Origin of the sequence: Paraburkholderia dipogonis, from assembly GCF_046027395.1 — a bacterium.
Classification (GTDB): Bacteria; Pseudomonadota; Gammaproteobacteria; order Burkholderiales; family Burkholderiaceae; genus Paraburkholderia; species Paraburkholderia dipogonis_A.
Map to the genome: position 1 here is coordinate 132877 of NZ_JAQQEG010000015.1, position 16406 is coordinate 149282.

The 16406-nt window shown below is 61.3% G+C and carries 20 protein-coding genes and 1 pseudogene; 18 read left to right on the top strand and 3 right to left on the bottom strand.

Going from position 1 to position 16406, the window contains the following annotated elements:
• The first annotated feature begins 41 nt into the window (after positions 1-41).
• On the top strand, positions 42-1019 hold the full coding sequence (locus tag PQR32_RS17180; protein WP_408228995.1) for an SDR family NAD(P)-dependent oxidoreductase: 978 nt from the start codon (positions 42-44) through the stop codon (positions 1017-1019).
• Positions 1020-1250: 231 nt separating this feature from the next.
• On the opposite strand, the gene PQR32_RS17185 is transcribed toward PQR32_RS17180, so the two are convergent.
• The gene (locus tag PQR32_RS17185; protein WP_408228998.1) at positions 1251-2231 is read right to left on the bottom strand and encodes a M35 family metallo-endopeptidase; all 981 of its coding nucleotides are present in this window, start codon (positions 2229-2231) and stop codon (positions 1251-1253) included.
• 393 nt (positions 2232-2624) lie between these two features.
• On the opposite strand from PQR32_RS17185, the gene PQR32_RS17190 reads away from it, so the two are divergent.
• From PQR32_RS17190 to PQR32_RS17200, 3 genes are read left to right on the top strand one after another with little or no spacing between them, the layout of a single operon-like run.
• A complete protein-coding gene (locus tag PQR32_RS17190; RefSeq protein WP_408229001.1) occupies positions 2625-2951 on the top strand; it encodes an AMP-binding enzyme in 327 nt (108 codons plus the stop codon).
• A complete protein-coding gene (locus PQR32_RS17195; protein ID WP_408229004.1) occupies positions 2948-3688 on the top strand; it encodes a CaiB/BaiF CoA transferase family protein in 741 nt (246 codons plus the stop codon). Before PQR32_RS17190 ends, PQR32_RS17195 begins: the two co-directional genes overlap by 4 nt.
• Positions 3640-4104 (top strand): CoA transferase, encoded by a 465-nt coding sequence (locus PQR32_RS17200; protein WP_408229171.1) that lies wholly within the window; start codon positions 3640-3642, stop codon positions 4102-4104. The genes PQR32_RS17195 and PQR32_RS17200 overlap by 49 nt, the downstream gene beginning before the upstream one ends.
• Before the next feature lie 109 nt (positions 4105-4213).
• Here the strand turns inward: PQR32_RS17200 and PQR32_RS17205 are convergent, their stop codons facing one another.
• A complete protein-coding gene (locus tag PQR32_RS17205; protein WP_408229007.1) occupies positions 4214-5119 on the bottom strand; it encodes a LysR family transcriptional regulator in 906 nt (301 codons plus the stop codon).
• Positions 5120-5328: 209 nt separating this feature from the next.
• Between PQR32_RS17205 and PQR32_RS17210 the strand changes: the two genes are divergently transcribed.
• The 14 genes and pseudogenes from PQR32_RS17210 (at position 5329) to PQR32_RS17275 (ending at position 15252) form a co-directional block, all read left to right on the top strand.
• Entirely contained in the window at positions 5329-6273 is a 945-nt protein-coding gene (locus tag PQR32_RS17210; RefSeq protein WP_408229010.1) for a dioxygenase family protein, read from the top strand.
• Positions 6270-7025: a transporter substrate-binding domain-containing protein gene (locus tag PQR32_RS17215; RefSeq protein WP_408229013.1), complete on the top strand. Its 756-nt coding sequence runs from the start codon at positions 6270-6272 to the stop codon at positions 7023-7025. The genes PQR32_RS17210 and PQR32_RS17215 overlap by 4 nt, the downstream gene beginning before the upstream one ends.
• Positions 7026-7071: 46 nt before the next feature.
• Positions 7072-7284 carry a tautomerase family protein gene (locus PQR32_RS17220; RefSeq protein ID WP_408229016.1) on the top strand — a complete coding sequence of 71 codons (213 nt, stop codon included), beginning with the start codon at positions 7072-7074 and terminating at the stop codon, positions 7282-7284.
• On the top strand, positions 7281-8099 hold the full coding sequence (locus PQR32_RS17225) for a 2-keto-4-pentenoate hydratase (RefSeq protein WP_408229019.1): 819 nt from the start codon (positions 7281-7283) through the stop codon (positions 8097-8099). Before PQR32_RS17220 ends, PQR32_RS17225 begins: the two co-directional genes overlap by 4 nt.
• A complete protein-coding gene (locus tag PQR32_RS17230) occupies positions 8096-8863 on the top strand; it encodes a 2-keto-4-pentenoate hydratase (protein ID WP_408229021.1) in 768 nt (255 codons plus the stop codon). The genes PQR32_RS17225 and PQR32_RS17230 overlap by 4 nt, the downstream gene beginning before the upstream one ends.
• A gap of 4 nt (positions 8864-8867) precedes the next feature.
• Positions 8868-9086, top strand: coding sequence for a 2-hydroxymuconate tautomerase family protein (locus PQR32_RS17235; RefSeq protein WP_408229024.1), 219 nt, complete (start codon positions 8868-8870; stop codon positions 9084-9086).
• Between the two features lie 21 nt (positions 9087-9107).
• Positions 9108-10067 carry an acetaldehyde dehydrogenase (acetylating) gene (locus PQR32_RS17240; protein ID WP_408229027.1) on the top strand — a complete coding sequence of 320 codons (960 nt, stop codon included), beginning with the start codon at positions 9108-9110 and terminating at the stop codon, positions 10065-10067.
• Positions 10067-11131 (top strand): 4-hydroxy-2-oxovalerate aldolase, encoded by a 1065-nt coding sequence (gene dmpG, locus PQR32_RS17245; RefSeq protein WP_408229030.1) that lies wholly within the window; start codon positions 10067-10069, stop codon positions 11129-11131. Before PQR32_RS17240 ends, dmpG begins: the two co-directional genes overlap by 1 nt.
• A 15-nt stretch (positions 11132-11146) precedes the next feature.
• Entirely contained in the window at positions 11147-11965 is an 819-nt protein-coding gene (locus PQR32_RS17250; protein ID WP_408229033.1) for a sugar phosphate isomerase/epimerase family protein, read from the top strand.
• Between the two features lie 174 nt (positions 11966-12139).
• Positions 12140-12283: pseudogene (locus PQR32_RS17255) on the top strand (MFS transporter); the annotation flags it as partial.
• A gap of 30 nt (positions 12284-12313) precedes the next feature.
• Positions 12314-13147: a shikimate dehydrogenase family protein gene (locus tag PQR32_RS17260; protein ID WP_408229036.1), complete on the top strand. Its 834-nt coding sequence runs from the start codon at positions 12314-12316 to the stop codon at positions 13145-13147.
• On the top strand, positions 13129-13578 hold the full coding sequence (locus tag PQR32_RS17265; RefSeq protein WP_408229174.1) for an IclR family transcriptional regulator: 450 nt from the start codon (positions 13129-13131) through the stop codon (positions 13576-13578). The genes PQR32_RS17260 and PQR32_RS17265 overlap by 19 nt, the downstream gene beginning before the upstream one ends.
• A gap of 168 nt (positions 13579-13746) precedes the next feature.
• A complete protein-coding gene (locus PQR32_RS17270) occupies positions 13747-14598 on the top strand; it encodes a polysaccharide deacetylase family protein (protein ID WP_408229039.1) in 852 nt (283 codons plus the stop codon).
• Positions 14599-14664: 66 nt separating this feature from the next.
• Complete coding sequence (locus tag PQR32_RS17275; protein ID WP_408229042.1) at positions 14665-15252, top strand: VOC family protein; 588 nt, start codon at positions 14665-14667, stop codon at positions 15250-15252.
• 71 nt (positions 15253-15323) lie between these two features.
• Here PQR32_RS17275 and PQR32_RS17280 read toward each other — a convergent pair whose 3' ends face one another.
• The gene (locus PQR32_RS17280; protein WP_408229045.1) at positions 15324-16388 is read right to left on the bottom strand and encodes a LacI family DNA-binding transcriptional regulator; all 1065 of its coding nucleotides are present in this window, start codon (positions 16386-16388) and stop codon (positions 15324-15326) included.
• Positions 16389-16406 lie beyond the last annotated feature (18 nt).

Here is a 16406-nt window from a genome sequence, read left to right on the forward strand (position 1 = left end):
GTGGGAATGACGTCAACCTTCATTGTGCTGGAGCGGCGGAAATGACTGAGAAATTTGGTGCGACCTCGACAACGGACGACGTGCTTGGAGGCGTCGATCTTCATGGCAAGCGAATTCTTGTAACGGGCGTGTCCGCGGGACTGGGCGTGGAGACTGCGCGGGCGCTCGCAGCACGCGGGGCCACCGTTATCGGCGCGGCCAGAGACCTGGAAAAGGCAAAGCAGGCGATTGCTGACGCGCGGCGCGAGGCCGGTGCCGCAGGCGGCGACATTGAGTTGATTGCGCTCGATCTCGCGAGTCTCGAGAGTGTTCGGGCTTGCGCCGACAGGCTGCAAGAGGACGGCAAACCCATCGACGTCATCATCGCGAACGCGGGCGTGATGGCGACTCCCTTTGGCAAGACAACGGACGGATTCGAGACGCAGTTCGGCACGAATCATCTAGGGCATTTCGTGCTGGTGAACCGCCTGGCGTCGCTGATTCCGGCTGGCGGCCGGGTGGTGATGCTCGCGTCGTCGGGGCACCGTTTCGCGGATGTGGATCTCGACGACCCGGGCTTCGAGCGTACGCCTTACGATCCGTTCGTTGCATACGGGCGCGCCAAGACGGCGAATATCCTCTTTGCGGTGGCTTTCGATCAGCGACATCGGGCGCGTGGAGTGCGCGCAGCCGCTGTTCATCCGGGTGGGATTCACACGGAGCTCGCCCGCCACATGGACGAGAGCCAGATGACGGTGCTGCTCGAAAGGATCAACACTCAACTTGCATCGGAAGGGAAAGGACCGTTTCAGTTCAAGACTGTTCCACAAGGGGCGGCGACTTCGGTCTGGGCCGCAGTGGTGGCGTCGGCCGAAGAGCTCGGAGGCAGGTACTGCGAGAACTGCCATGTGAGCGAAACCGTCGCCGACGATGTTGTCATTACGCCCGTCAGCGAGGGTGTTCGACGCTATGCGCTCGATGCTGCCAACGCTGACGCGCTGTGGCGCAAGAGTGAAGAGATGGTTGGCGAATCGTTTTGACACGACGCGTCGAACACCATTGCAACGGTTCTCCGACGCCACTAGTTCACTTTCGCACGCTGCACGACGTAGTGTGGATGCTGGACCGGGAACTGGAGTAGCGGCAGCGCTTGCCCAGCGCGGGCGTGAGAGATAGTCAGTCGGTCAAGGCGCATCCGCAATGAGATTCTTCAGGTCGGGCCAACACTTCTTCAAGGCGCATTCATTCAGACGGAATTTTCAAGCGGGCACTCAGATGTTCTTCATGAAACTAAGCGCGTAGAAGGCCCAGTTGTCGGCGTTGGTCAACGCATGCGCCTGGTTCGTCGCGGAGAGACCGCGGCACTTGATCTTGCCGTAGACGTGGTCCTGGGTCTTCAGCACCTTATGCGTGAGCTCATGGTAGATGGTCTGTGCGGCCCCTTCGAGCGGATCCGGGTCGGCGAGGAACCACTTGCCCATGATGATGCGATAGCCACTGCCGGCATGATGGTTCCAGACATAGCCATACACGCCGTCGCCTTTGAAGCCTTGCTCCATCTCGTCGAACGGATCGTTACCGTTGACGATGTGGACGGTCACATCTTCGCGCAGCACGATCGTCACCGGGCTTGAGCTGAATGCATCCAGCATCTGCTGCAGCCCCTGCTTGACCGTGGCCACCGCCTGCGGGGTGGGTGCGCCGAACCAACGCTGGAAGCGCTGCTCTTCGGCGGCATTGCCGTCTACCGTCGCGATTGCAGCGACGGCCTTCTCCGCGCATTCGAAGGCATCGGCCCAACCTTGGCGCGCTTGGGGCAGTTGCCTGTCGTCGAATTCCTCCCAGATCACTGTGCCACGTCCGATATCCTTGATGCCGACCGGAATGTTCACCTTGATTTGCGGCCTGAGATTGCCCTCGCCAAGCAGCTTGGCGCCCTCCTTGATGTCGAGCAGGAGCGCGTTGGGCCGCGGCGGTGCACTGCTGCGATGCGCGAATGGCATGTGCCGGTCGCGGAATTCGACGAGTTGAGCCAGCAGGTCGCTGACCGCCCCCTTTGCATTGCGCTCGCTGCCTTCTGCATTGGCCTTGGTTGCCGCCCACGCCTGGTAGGCGACCACGATGGCGTCGAAATGGGGCCGCGAGCCGCGATTCTTGTCATATTCCTTCAGGCAGGCATCGAGAAACTTGAGCGGCTTGCTTCTCGGTTTCAGTGCCAGGCCGGTGCGGCGCTTCCACTCCTCGTACGACATGATAGCCATCAGTGAAACTCCTTTGTTTGTATTGGCTGGCTCGATGTGTCGGCGATGTGTCGGCGATGTGTCGGTATTGCCTGCCGGCGCCGGTGGATCTGTTAATGCCGGTTGTCGAGATAGTTGACGCGTCACCTCAAGCCGACTGCCTCGGTTTTTGCGGTCCCGCCCGATCACAAACACAGCGACCTCAAATTCGTAACGCCGGCGCAGCGCAACAACGCCCCTGCGTACGACATAGGAAACAGAGTCGTGAGATATCTTGGCATAGTCCGTTTTGACGCCAGTAACGCGCGCGGCCACTGCTGCGCGCAAGTATCTTTTTATACGTCTCGACTTCTGAAATTCATGTAGAAAAAACGGCCAGCTATACCGATCACTATCGTATCAGAGTTGCCCTCTGGCATATGTCTTCACGTCGAGCGTTGCATTCGCATGCATCCCGATGTACTCGAGGCAGCCGTTGTTCCGCTGCCGCACGCGGATCTCGGCGAAGAGGTGGGAGCCGCGGTCGTGCTGAGAGACGGCGCGACCGACAGTGCCGCCGAATTGACGCGTCACGCGGCACACCACCTGGCCAGATTCGAAGTGCCCACGCGCTGGTGGCTGACCTACGAAGCGCTGCCAACCAACGCATCAGGCAAGGTCGTCAAGCGCGACGTCGTGCAGCGTTGGTCCCATGACTCAGGTTCGCCTGCCTCTCCGACGGAGAAATCATGAACGGCGTTCTTGATGGAATTCGTGTACTGGACCTGACGCAGATGGTGGCGGGTCCGCTGTGCACGCTGCTGCTCGGCGACCTGGGCGCCGATGTGATCAAGGTCGAACCGCCCGATGGTGACGCGAGCAGGCAGATCGGCGTGAACCGCGAATGCGGCGAGAGCGATTATTTCCTGAGTCTCAACCGCAACAAGCGCAGCGTCGTGCTGGACCTGAAGTCTGCGCAGGGCATCGAGACGCTCAAGGCGCTCGCAAGTCACTCGGATATCGTCGTCGAGAATTTCAGGCCGGGCACGATGGAAAAGCTCGGTATTGGATATGACGTGCTTTCCGAACTCAATCCGGGGCTCATTTATTGCGGCATGTCCGGATTCGGCAACGACGGCCCCTATCGCGACCGGCCGGCGCTTGATCCGGTCATTCAGGCGATGTCCGGCGTGATGCAACTTACCGGTACGCCGGAAAGTGGTCCATTGAAGGCGGGCGTGCTGATCTCTGACTTCGTGCCGCCTTTGTTTGGAACTATTGGCGTGATGGCGGCTCTGTACGCGCGCTCATCGAGCGGGCAAGGGCAGCGCGTCGACGTTTCCATGCTGGACGCAACGGTTTTTTCGATGATCCCTCGGGAAGGTTTTTATTTTTTTCGACCGGACAAACGCCGGGTCGATTCGGCAATGCGCACTATCAGATATCGCCGTGGAACACATATAGAACGCGCGACGACAGGCACGTCATGATCGTCGCTCACGCGGAAAAGTTCTGGCGCGCGCTCGCGATAGCCGTCGGGCGGAAGGACCTGCTGGAAGATCCCCGCTTCAAGTCGAATGGAGAGCGCTTGGCACATCGGGAGGCCCTCGAAGCGGAACTGAGCAGCGCATTCGCGGCAGATACGCTGACCGGCTGGAGCGATCGTCTGACCGAAGCCGGCGTTCTGTTTGCGCCCGTCCGCAACTTCGAAGAGGTGTTCGCCGATCCGGTGGTCCGTGATGGAATCGTGCAGTCAGTCCGGCATCCAACGGCCGGCGATGTGTCGGTCCTCAGAAATCCGATCAAGATGTCGGCGAACTGTGTGGACATACGCTTGCCACCGCCACTGCTCGGCGAGCACACCGAGGAGGTGATACGAATGGACGTTATGCGAAACGACCACTAGTCAACCAATGCTGAAGTCCACGTTGCATTCCGGGGTCGTCACAGGTCGTCTGGAGACGGCGCCGTGCTTCGCTCAATGCTTTCATCCGCCAGGTCGCAATGGCCAGCGCTCAGTGCTTCATACGGGCGTGCTTTGATCGGGACGCCCGTATCAACCTAAGGAACGCCTGCAGAATCGGCGATGTATCTTCGCGCCGATAGAGGCAACTCAATTCGATCTCCCGCAGCTGTGATGATTTCAGCGGCCGGTACACTACCCCGGGCAAGCGCAGATTCACCGCTGACTCCGTCGTCACGCAAACCCCGAAACGGCTCGCAACCAGTGCGATGCATGTGACGACGTCCTCGACCTCCTGTTCGACACGCAGTCGCACACCCTCGGCGCGAAACGCGGCCGTCACCTCCTGCGCGAGTCCGTGCACCGGCGCATTCGGATACAGAATCATGCGCTCGTTATCGAGGTCTCTCAGCGTCACGGATTTCTTCTCGCACAATGCGTGCCCTTCGTACAGCGCGACGAGAAACGGCTCACGCTGCACCCAGTCGACCGCAATATCGCTTTCGTTCGGCACCAGCCGGTTAAAACCGATTGTGATGCGACGTTCGCGAAGCGCCGCGATCTGCTCGGCCTTCGACATGTTATGCAAGCCGATCTTCACCTCCGGACGCTCGGTATGAAAGTCGGCAAGCAATCGCGGGATCACATTCAGGATGCCGGAACTGAAGATGCCGACGTCGAGCCGCCCCAGATATCCTTGTCCGGCGAGTTGGGTCTGCTCTTCGGCGCGGCGGGACAGCGCGAGAATGTTCGGCACTTCGTCGAGCAGGGCGCGCCCCGCTTCCGTCAATTCCGCCCCTTTGGCTGTGCGGATGAATAGCTGGGTGCCGAGTTCCTCTTCGAGGGCTCGGATATTCCGGGTGAGCGGTGGTTGCGCCATGTGCAGGCGCTCTGCCGCCCGCCCAAAGTTCAGCTCTTCCGCGAGGGCGAGGAAATAGCGCATCTGCTTCAGTTCCATTGTCTGTCTTCCCAGTCTGTACGCCGACACCAGTGGAGCATCCGGGGCTGCTTGCGTCATACCGATACGGTATCAGGAGTTTAAAAAACGGTATTGGACGGTATGTTCTCATAGCGTGCATCATGACTGCAATACGTCAAGCCGCGCATCGCCCGCAGAGTCCAATGCGACTGAACAGCGGCGTAATGCGCCCACGATTGGAGACACGCATGATCATCGGTAACCAGAAAGACGTCACTCAAGCGGTTCTCGCAGAACTCAGCCGCGCACCCAACCCGCGCTTCCGCGAAATCATGTCCGCCGCGGTGCAGCACCTGCACAACTTCGCACGCGATGCCAAACTCACCGAAGCGGAATTCCATCAGGCTTGTGGATTCATCGCGAAGCTCGGGCAATTGTCGACCGCATCGCACAATGAAGTGGTGCTGGCGGCCGGTTCGATCGGACTCTCATCGCTGGTTTGTCTGCTGAATAACGGCGACAACGGCCAGACCGAAACCACCGCCAACCTGATGGGGCCGTTTTGGCGCATGGATTCGCCCGCTACGCCGAACGGTGGTTCGATTGTTCGCTCGGAAACGCCTGGCGTACCGATCTTTGTCGATGCATGGGTGCACGATGCCGAAGGGAAACCTGTGGAAGGCGCCGAGATCGATGTGTGGCACACGTCGGCCGAAGGTTTCTACGAGAACCAGGACCCCGAGCAGGCCGACATGAACCTGCGCGGCAAACTGACGACGGATAGCGAAGGGCATGTCTCGTTTCGCAGCGTGAAGCCCGCGGGCTATCCGATTCCGCTGTCGGGTCCAGTCGGCGAATTACTGCGCGCGCAAGGACGCCACAACATGCGTCCGGCACACATTCACTTCATGATCTACAAACCGGGCTTCAAGACGCAGTTCTCGCAGGTCTATTCGAGCGACGATCCTAACCTCGACACCGACGTGCAATTCGGCGTAACCCAGGCGCTTGTGGGGCAATACGTGTTGCACGAAAACGAACCCGCGCCGTCTGGCGATATTCAGGGACCGTGGTATTCGCTCGCGCATCACTTCAGGATCGAAGCAGGCGAGGCCATACTGCCGAAGCCACCGATCACCGGCAAGGCGGAAGGTCCGCGGCCGGTCTGGTCCGTGCTGGAGCGCAAGTCATGAGCGACGTACTGCTCCAGCAGGCACTTCAGTCGGCGCGTGAACAGCTTGCGCCGGGCGGCGTGCTGCGCGCGGCGATCAATCTCGGCAATACGGTGCTCGCGCAACGCAGCGCAGACAACGGCGAACTCAGCGGCGTTTCCGTCGATCTCGCGCGTGAACTCGCAGCAAGGCTCGGCGTCGAGGTGCAATTCGTCACCTTCGACGCGGCGGGCAAAGTTTTCGAAGCACTCGCCAGCAACGCATGGGACGTCGCGTTTCTCGCCATCGATCCGACACGCGGCGAGCAGATCGCTTTCTCCCCGCCGTATGTGCTGATTGAGGGCGCGTACATGGTGCGCGAAGCGTCGCGATTGCAGCGCAGTGAACAGGTCGACCGCACCGGCGCGCGGATTACCGTGGGTGCTGGCAGCGCGTACGACCTCTACCTGACGCGTACGCTCAAAGAGGCGCAGATCGAACGTTATGCCACAGCTGCCGAAGCGTTCGAGGCATTCATGACTCAAGGCTTTGACGCAGCCGCCGGCGTTCGTCAGGTGGTGAGCCGGTACGCGTCGACGCATGAGGGATTGCGCGTCCTCGACGACAGCTTCATGACGATCCGCCAGGCGATGGGTGTGCCGAAGGATCGCACCGAGGCAGCGTCAGCGCTCACTGTTTTCATCGAACAGATGAAGGCTAAGGGGAATGTTGCCGATTCGCTCGCACGTAGCGGGCAGACGGCTGCTGCGCTCGCTCCGCCCGCAGCACCGTAATCCAACCTGGCGTCGCATCACGCAGCGTCACGCACACAGGAAAGCCATGCCCATCATTCACATTTCACTCGTCGAAGGACGTGACGATGCCGCGATCAAAGCGTGCGTCAAGGCCGTAGCCCGCACGGTGCACGAGACGCTGGGCGCGCCGCTCAGCACCATCCGTGTGTACGCGACGGTCACACCAGCCACGCATTGGGCCGTCGGCGATCAAACCAAGGACGAGCTCGCCGCAGCGGCACAGGAGAACGGAAAATGACACCTCAACTGATAGAACAGGCGGCGATCGCATTGGTCGCGGCCGAGCGTAGCGGCAAGTACATCGCGCCGCTGCGCGAAACATACGAGCAACTGACGATCGATGACGCATACGCGATCCAGCGCGCCAACACGGACCGGCGCGTGGCCGAAGGACGGCGCATTGTCGGCTGCAAGATCGGACTGACCTCGGCAGCTGTCCAGAAGCAACTCGGCGTCGACCAGCCGGACTTCGGCATGCTGTTCGACGACATGGGTTACGGCGACGGCGAACCCATTCCCTCGTCCATTCTGACTCAACCGAAGATCGAGGCCGAAGTCGCCTTCGTGATCGGCCGCGATCTGCGCATGTCGAACCCGGGCCAGCTCGACGTGCTGAACGCGATCGACTACGCGCTGCCGGCGCTTGAGATTGTCGGTAGCCGGATCGCGAACTGGAATATCCGCATCACCGACACGATCGCGGACAACGCGTCGTCGTCTGCTTATGTACTCGGCAACAGCCCACGCAAGCTGTCCGAGTTCGACCTTCGCCTATGCGGCATGGTGATGGAGCGGCGCGGAGAGCCGGCGTCGGTCGGCGCGGGCGCGGCATGCCTGGGCAACCCGATTAATGCGGTTCTGTGGCTCGCGCGCAAGATGACTGCGCTCGGCACGCCGCTTCTTGCTGGCGACCTGGTACTGTCCGGCGCGCTCGGACCGATGGTGGCCGTCACGCCCGGCGACATCTTCGAAACACGCATCAACGGATTGGGCTCGGTGCGCGCCGTGTTCGAAGCCGATTCCAGGCAAACTGCGAGCGAGGCACGCCAATGAGCTCCATCACCGAATACGCGACGCTGCTCGACGATGCAGCGCGCCATGCAAACGAAGTCGCACAGTTCGATCCTGAAGGACGCCTGTCGCTGGATCAGGCCTACGAAATTCAATCCGCGTCGATCAAACGGCGAGTCGAGCGGGGCGAGCGCCGCGTCGGCGTGAAGATGGGTTTCACGAGCCGCGCCAAGATGGTTCAGATGGGTCTCTCGGACGTGATCTGGGGCCGCCTCACCGCGGGCATGCAGATCGAAGAGGGCACCGCGATCGACTTCTCGCGCTTCGTGCATCCGCGCGTTGAACCGGAGATCGCGTTCGTGCTGAAGCATTCGCTCGAAGGTGACGTGACCGGACCGCAAGCGCTCGCTGCGGTCGAAGCGATTGCGCCGGCGCTCGAAATCATCGACTCCCGCTACAAGGATTTCAAGTTCACGTTGCCCGAGGTGATCGCGGATAACGCATCTTCTAGCGGCTTTGTGATCGGCGCGTGGCGCGATCCGAAGATCGACTTCGCGAATCTGGGTCTCACGCTGAACATCGACGGCCGTGTCGTGCAGGTCGGTTCGACGGCGGCGCTGCTCGGTCATCCGCTGCGGTCGCTGGTTGCCGCCGCGCGTTTGTCGGCCCAGGCGGGCGAGCCGCTGCAGGCCGGCTGGATCGTGATGGCGGGCGGCGCGACGCCGGCCGAATGGATCAAGCCCGGCCAGTACGTATCGGTCGATATGGAACAGCTCGGCAGTGCGGGTTTTCACATCAAGGGGTAAGGCGATGCCGATTGCTCTGATCAAGATCCTCGAGGGCCGTAGCCCCGAGAAGAAACGGCGCCTGATCGAAAGCGTGTCGCAGGCAATGGCGGAAAGCCTCGACATGCCGATTGACGGCGTGCGCGTACTGGTTGAAGAAGTGCCGCCCGATTGCTGGGGACGTGGCGGCAAGACCGTTGCGGACCGCGTCGTGGATGGCAGCGCGGCGCTTCCCAAGGCATGAAGCAATGATTCCGGAGGGGAAATGACTGACAAGGTTAAGGTGGCGATCATCGGGCCGGGCAACATCGGCACCGATCTGATGATCAAGGTGATGCGCAACAGCAAGCACCTCGAAATGGGCGCGATGGTCGGCGTCGATCCAGAATCGGACGGCCTCGCGCGTGCTGAACGCATGGGCGTGGCGACGACCGCTGACGGGATCGACGGCTTGCTGAAACTCGACGTGTTCAAGGACATCGACATCGTGTTCGACGCCACCTCGGCAGGCGCGCACAAGCGTCACAACGATGTGCTTCAGCAACACGGCGTGCAGGTGATCGACCTGACGCCTGCGGCGATCGGCCCGTATGTGATTCCTGCGATCAACCTCGAAGCCGAAAACGCCAACAACATGAACATGGTCACCTGCGGCGGTCAGGCGACGATTCCGATGGTCGCGGCAGTGTCACGCGTGGCGAAGGTGCATTACGCGGAAATCGTCGCGTCGATCTCAAGCAAATCGGCAGGCCCGGGCACACGCGCCAACATCGACGAATTCACCGAGACCACGCGCAGTGCGATCGAAATACTGGGTGGCGCAACACGCGGCAAGGCGATCATCGTGCTCAATCCGGCCGAGCCGCCGCTGATCATGCGCGACACGGTATTCGTGTTGTCAGATCTGGTCGACACACAGCTCATTGAAGACAGCATTGCGCAGATGGTGGCTAGCGTGCAGGCCTACGTGCCCGGCTATCGTTTGAAGCAGAAGGTGCAGTTCGATGTGATTCCGCCGGAGCAACCGCTGAACGTGCCTGGCATCGGTCCGAAGCACGGCCTCAAAACCTCGGTGTTTCTCGAAGTGGAGGGCGCCGCTCACTATCTGCCCTCGTATGCGGGCAATCTCGACATCATGACGTCGGCCGCGCTCGCGTGCGCTGACAGGATGGCGCGCCGCCGCATGGCTGCCGGCATTGCGCGCGGTCACAAGGAGGCCGTGTAATGACATCGCTCGATAAAAAACTCTATATCTCCGACGTCACGCTGCGCGACGGCAGTCATGCGATCCGCCATCAGTACAGCATCGCGAACGTGAAGGCGATTGCTTCGGCATTGGATGAAGCGGGCGTCGACAGTATCGAAGTCGCGCACGGCGACGGTATCGAAGGATCGAGCTTCAACTACGGCTTTGGTGCGCATACTGATGTCGAGTGGATCGCGGCCGCGGCGGAAAGCGTCAAGACGGCGAAGATTGCCACGCTGCTGATTCCGGGCATCGGCACCACGCACGATCTGCGCAATGCGTTCGACGCCGGTGCGCGCGTCGTGCGGGTCGCCACGCACTGCACCGAGGCGGACGTCTCGCGTCAGCATCTGGAATTCGCCCGTGAACTCGGCATGGACCCGGTCGGCTTCCTGATGATGAGCCACATGACCTCGCCGCAGAAGCTCGCCGAACAGGCTAAGCTGATGGAAAGCTACGGTGCGACCTGTGTGTATGTGGTGGATTCGGGCGGCGCACTCGGCATGAACGATATTCGCGATCGCTTCCGCGCGTTCAAGGATGCGCTGAAGCCGGAAACGCAGACCGGTATGCACGCGCATCACAATCTGAGTCTCGGCGTCGCAAACTCACTGGTGGCGGTGGAAGAAGGTTGCGACCGCATCGACGCGAGTCTGGCCGGCATGGGTGCAGGCGCGGGCAATGCGCCGCTGGAAGTGTTCATTGCGGCGGCCGAGCGTCAGGGCTGGAATCACGGCTGCGATCTGTACCGCCTGATGGATGCCGCTGATGATCTGGTGCGTCCATTGCAGGACCGTCCGGTGCGCGTGGACCGCGAAACACTCGCGCTCGGCTACGCCGGCGTGTATTCGAGCTTCCTGCGTCACGCGGAAGTGGCGGCGAGCAAGTACGGCCTTAAAACCGTGGACATTCTCGTTGAACTGGGTCGTCGCAAGATGGTGGGTGGCCAGGAAGACATGATTGTCGACGTCGCACTCGATCTGTTGAAACGGGTTGCGCACGAGCAAATGCATGCCGAGCCCACCATGAGTGAAGCAGGTTAACGCGGGGACGATGCGATGACACGGCTCTACTCCCTTGTACCGCTCACCGCAATCCAGCTGCCGCCACCCGAACTGGTGGCGGCAGCGAGCCGCACGGGCTACGACGCGGTTAGTCTGCGCTTGAGCCCGTTCCGTGCAGGCGAGCCGCAGCATCCGATGTTCGACGACTCGCCAATGCTGCTTGAAACGGAAGCACGGCTGCGCGATACCGGTCTGGAAGTGCTGGATATCGAAGTGATGCTACTCACGCCCGAGCGCGACGTGCAGGACTTCAGGCGTGTGTTCGAGACCGCCGCGCGTCTTGGCGCGCACAATGCGTTGACCTTGATCGATATTGCCGACCGCTCGCTGGCAGTCGACAAATTTGCGCAACTGTGCGAACTGGCGGCGCCCTTTGGCATTTGGTGCGCGCTCGAATTCGCAGCGTGGCTTGGCGTCGGCAGCATTCAGGCTGCCAATGCGATCGTGAGTGAAGCGGGGCAAACCAATGGTGCAATGCTGCTCGATCCATTTCACCTGATTCGCAGCGGCGGAAAAGTCAGCGACATCGCAGTCGTCGATCCGGCTCGCATCAGATACGCGCAATTCTGCGACGCCAGTGGAACAGCGCCAGATACGACAGCGGGGATCTCTGAAGAGGCTCGTTACGATCGTTTGCTGCCGGGTGAGGGCGGCTTGCCGCTGCAAGAGTTTGTCGCCGCGCTACCCGCCGGCATTCCATTCGGTCTTGAGGTGCCTAATCGCCGGCTCGCCGAGTCGCTGGAATTGGACGAACGATTGCGTGCGACTCTGGCTGCCGCGAAGCGGGTCGCGGGTGATCAGGCTCAAAAATGATTGCCATGCCAGAACGGTATCGGAAATTGAAATTAAGTATTGGACGGTATCCGATCAGTCGAACATGATTGCGCTCAGAGGAAAGGCACGGCGCCGCATATCGTAAGCAAACGCGGGAACTTCAGACGCCGCGAATCATTAGAAAGATATCTTCCGGAGACACACCGTGAACAAACGCCCCTCGTGATCGGCCTGATTGTGGCAAAAACCGGCTCGTTTTTCTACGCGCTGGGTTATGTTGGCGTTGCGGCTTTGATCGGCGCGCTTTCGTACATCTTCATTGTCGGCGATGTGCGGCGTGTCGAGATTGATGCCTGAATCCGACACACCTGAAGAAGGAGTGCAGCCATGATTAGCGGAAAGACGACCCTTATTGCCCACCTCGGTTATCCGACCGAGGGTTTTAAGGCGCCATTGATTTACAACCCGTGGTTCGACAAAAACGCTATCGATGCGGTTGTGGTGCCGATGGGCGTGCTGGCGGACGACTACAAGGCCTTGCTGCCTCTGCTGTTCCGCATGACCAACATTCGTGGCGCGCTCGTCACCATGCCGCATAAGGTGACGACCGCTGGCCTCGTCGACGAAATGACGCCCACTGCCCGTATCGCGGGGGCGTGCAACGCGATCCTCAAGCGTGAAGACGGCACGCTGCTGGGCGACCAGTTCGACGGCGCCGGCTTCGTGCGCGGCGTGCAGCGAAAGGGGCGGGAGCTGAAGGGCGCGCGCGTGCTGGTGCTCGGCAGCGGCGGTGTGGGTTCGGCGATCGCGGCGTCGCTGGCCGGTGCGGGCGTCGGCGAAATGGCGTTGTTCGATATGGCGACGCCTTCGGTGGAAGCACTCGCTGACCGGCTGCGTGAGCACTATCCGGAGCTTCGTGTGACCACTGGATCGAAAGACCCGGCTGGTTTCGATCTGATCGTGAACGCGACGCCGCTCGGCATGAAAGACGGTGATCCGATTCCGTTCGACGTCGACCGCATCGATCCCACGACCTTCGTTGGCGAAGTCGTGATGAAAGCCGAATACACGCCGTTATTACGGGCGGCGAAAGACAAGGGCTGCGCAGTGCAAGTCGGTACCGACATGCTGTACGAAATGATTCCGGCCTATCTGGAGTTTTTTGGCTTCGGCACGGCCACGCCTGAAGAGTTGCGCGCGGTATCCCGGATCAAACAGTAAGCAATCAAGGTGACGCTTACGCATCCGCACACGGCCACGCCATGCTCGCATGGTTGCCCGAAGCGAGACAGATTGAGATTCTGGAAAGCTCCGAGCGGACCAAGCTATCGGAACGCACGTTGACCGATCTGGATGCGCTGCTCGAACGATTGCGGCAAGTTCGCAACCAGGGTTATGCGGTGTCGGACGGAGAAAATGCGTACGGCCTGCGCACCGTTGCCGTACCGGTATTGGATAGCGGCAATGTGCCGGTAGCAGGCGTCAGTTTGACGGTGGACGCGGACCGGATGTCGATTGAGCAACTCGTCGAGATCGCTACGCCAAAGGCGCTGGAAATTGCCGACGAGTTGTCTCGCGCACTTCGCTTCTCAGCCGGAGCGATCACGTCGGAAAGGGTTGAAACGCCGGGCAGCGCCGCGACTTCGGCGTGAATTGGCGGTGCTTCGATGATCGCGAGAATCGCATCGCGGCGAATCGTTACTGTCACGCGAGTCGGGTAAACCAGATTGCACACGTGTGCCTTATCTCCTATGCTTGAGTCTGAAAACTGAAGTTTGGAAGAGGCGAGGCGTCTCGCCGTCACTTTTGCGGGAGAGGCAATGGCACTGTCCGAGTCAACGGCGTGGGGGCCGCAACGTCGTCGCGCCTGTGTGTGCGTGACGCTCGACAACCTGGGCGAGGCTTGCGACATCAACATGGGACGGTGGCCCCCAGGCAGTGCGATAGGCAGCCACTTCACCGCGACTGATGTCCTGCCGAAGTTGCTGGAAGACCTCGATGGCCTGAGCATCACCTACTTCATCGAGGCGGTGAATGCTGAGCGATATCCGGAGCAGATGAAAGAGCTGCAGGCCGCTGGACATGAAATTGGCTGGCATACGTGGGGCCATGAGAACTGGGGGCGCATGCCGCTCGAACAGAAACGCTCGAATCTCGCACAAAGCCTGGCTGCCCTTCGGGCGATCGACATCGTTCCCGTAGGCTTCCGGCCACCCGGCGGAGTGGCCGACGCGCCATCCCTCGCGCTCCTCAGGGAGCACGGCTTTTCCTATTGCTCTCCCGTGGCCAGCGAACCCGGTGTTCGTTTTGAAGAAGGGCTGACGATCCTCCCTTTCGCCTGGCGCCACGTCGATGCCTATCTGATCGACGCGGACCTCGGCGACTTTCGTGCCGCGCACGGTGACCGCGCGAGTCCCGCGTCGGCCGACGAATGGGAGCGGATACTCAACGACGGATTCGACGCGGCACTCGCCGGCGGCGAGCAGCTCACGGTCATTTTTCACCCGTACCTCTTTGGCGCGGACGAGCGCTTGTGGCAGGTCATGCGCCGGTTCCTCGCGAGGCTCAAGGCTCACGACGACGTGTGGCTCGCACCCTGTTCCGAGGTGGCCGAATGGCTGGCGCCTCGACTTGCAAACAGAACGGTTGTCGACTCAAGGCCGCTCGCCTAGACACCGCGCGGCATCATAACCGGCCGTCACTGGCCGGGTTCACCAATCCAACGGAGGAGCACAAGAATGTCCCATCAGGAAGACAATGTCCTTGGCGCGGTCGGCGAAACCGCGATTGACCCGAAGGACAAGGAACTGGTCATCGCCCGTCGTGCGAAAAGCCGGGTTCGCGGGCTGAACCACCATGCGTACTACTGCAGCGACGTCGAGAAGACCCGGCATTTCTACGAAGACATTCTGGAGATGCCGATGACAATCGCGTTGCGTATTCCGGATGAGGTTTTCACCGGCAAGGCGTCCCCGTACTGCCATTTCTTCTTCGAAATGGGCGACGGAAGCTCAATCGCGTTCTTTGACTATCCCGATTTCTATGACGGCGAGCCGCCGTTCACCGTGCCCACGGTGTATCACCATCACATTGCCGTCAACGTGGACAGCGATGCATCGATCGAGTACTTCCGCGCCAGACTCGAGGCTGAGGGCTACGCCTGCACTTACGTCGATCACGGGGCGTTTCACTCGCTGTACCTGAAAGACCCCGGCGGTATGAATCTCGAACTGTGCTATTCGCCGCCGTCGGCAGAGGAGTTCATGCTGCGCGCGGAGAAGGTTGCGCATGCCGAGCTGAAGAAGTGGGCGGCCACGCGCAACTGACCGCGGCGTTGAAGGCATACAGGACCGGCCGCAGCGAGGGCCGGTCCTGTATGCGAAGCCCGGTCGACCTGCTAGCCGGCGTACGGGGCAGTCGATCCTCGCAAAACCAGCGTGGGCGCGAACTCGATATTGGCCGCCGGTTCGGTGCGCGCTTCGTCGGAATGGTTTTCAAGCGCGCGCGAGAGCAGCACGCTCGTTGCGGTTGCTGCGATGTCTTCGACGGGCAGGCGAACTGTCGTGATACCGCCGACCGCGAGTTCGAACCAGGCCGGGTCGTGATAGCCGACCACGGAGACATCGCGTGGCCAGTCGAGGTGCAGCGCGCGCAGCGCCTGCAGGGCGCCCAGCGTCAGCTCGGCGCTGCCAAGCACGAGTCCGGTCGGCCTGTTTCGGGCTGACATCATGCTGGTGACGGCATGCCGTGCAAATTCCGGCCTTGGCGCGCCGAGCGCGACCGCAGCCGGTTTGAGCCGGTGTTCCTTGAGTGCGTCCTCGAAGCCGGCGAGCCGGTTGCGTCCTGTGCTGAGCGACGCGTCGCCGCCGACGAAGGCAAGGCGCTTGTGACCATAGGCGAGCAGGTGCCGGGTCGCCATCTGGATGCCCTCGCGGTCGTTGATGACGACGGCTTGCGTCGTCAGGCGCGACGCGACCCGTACCAGCTGGACCGTTTCGACGTTCTCAAGCAGCGCGAGCGTTTCAGCGCGCGGCGAAGCCGTGGGGACAATGATGATGCCGGCGGGCCGGGTTTCCAGAATGGCGCGCAGTTCCCGCAGCTCGCGGTCGCTGTTGTCGTCGGTGACCGACAGCAGCAGATGCATCGAGCGGGCGGCAAGCGCGTCGGCGACGCTCTTTGCGACCGTCGCGTAGAAATCGTTCTGAACGTCCGGGATGACCAACCCAACCAGTGAGCTGCGGGCACCGCGCATCATGCGCGCGGACGCTGACGGCACGTAGCCGAGCTGCTCGACCGCATTGCGAACGCGCGCCTTGGTCTCTTCGCTGATTTTCGGGCTATCCGCGAGCGCGCGGGAGACGGTGGTATGCGAGACGTTCAGCGCCTGCGCGATGTCTCGAATGGTGACGCCCGCTCCGCCGCGGGTGGGAGCCTTGGGGTCCGACGTTGCGTCGCTCCACATGTTGGTTACCTGCATTCC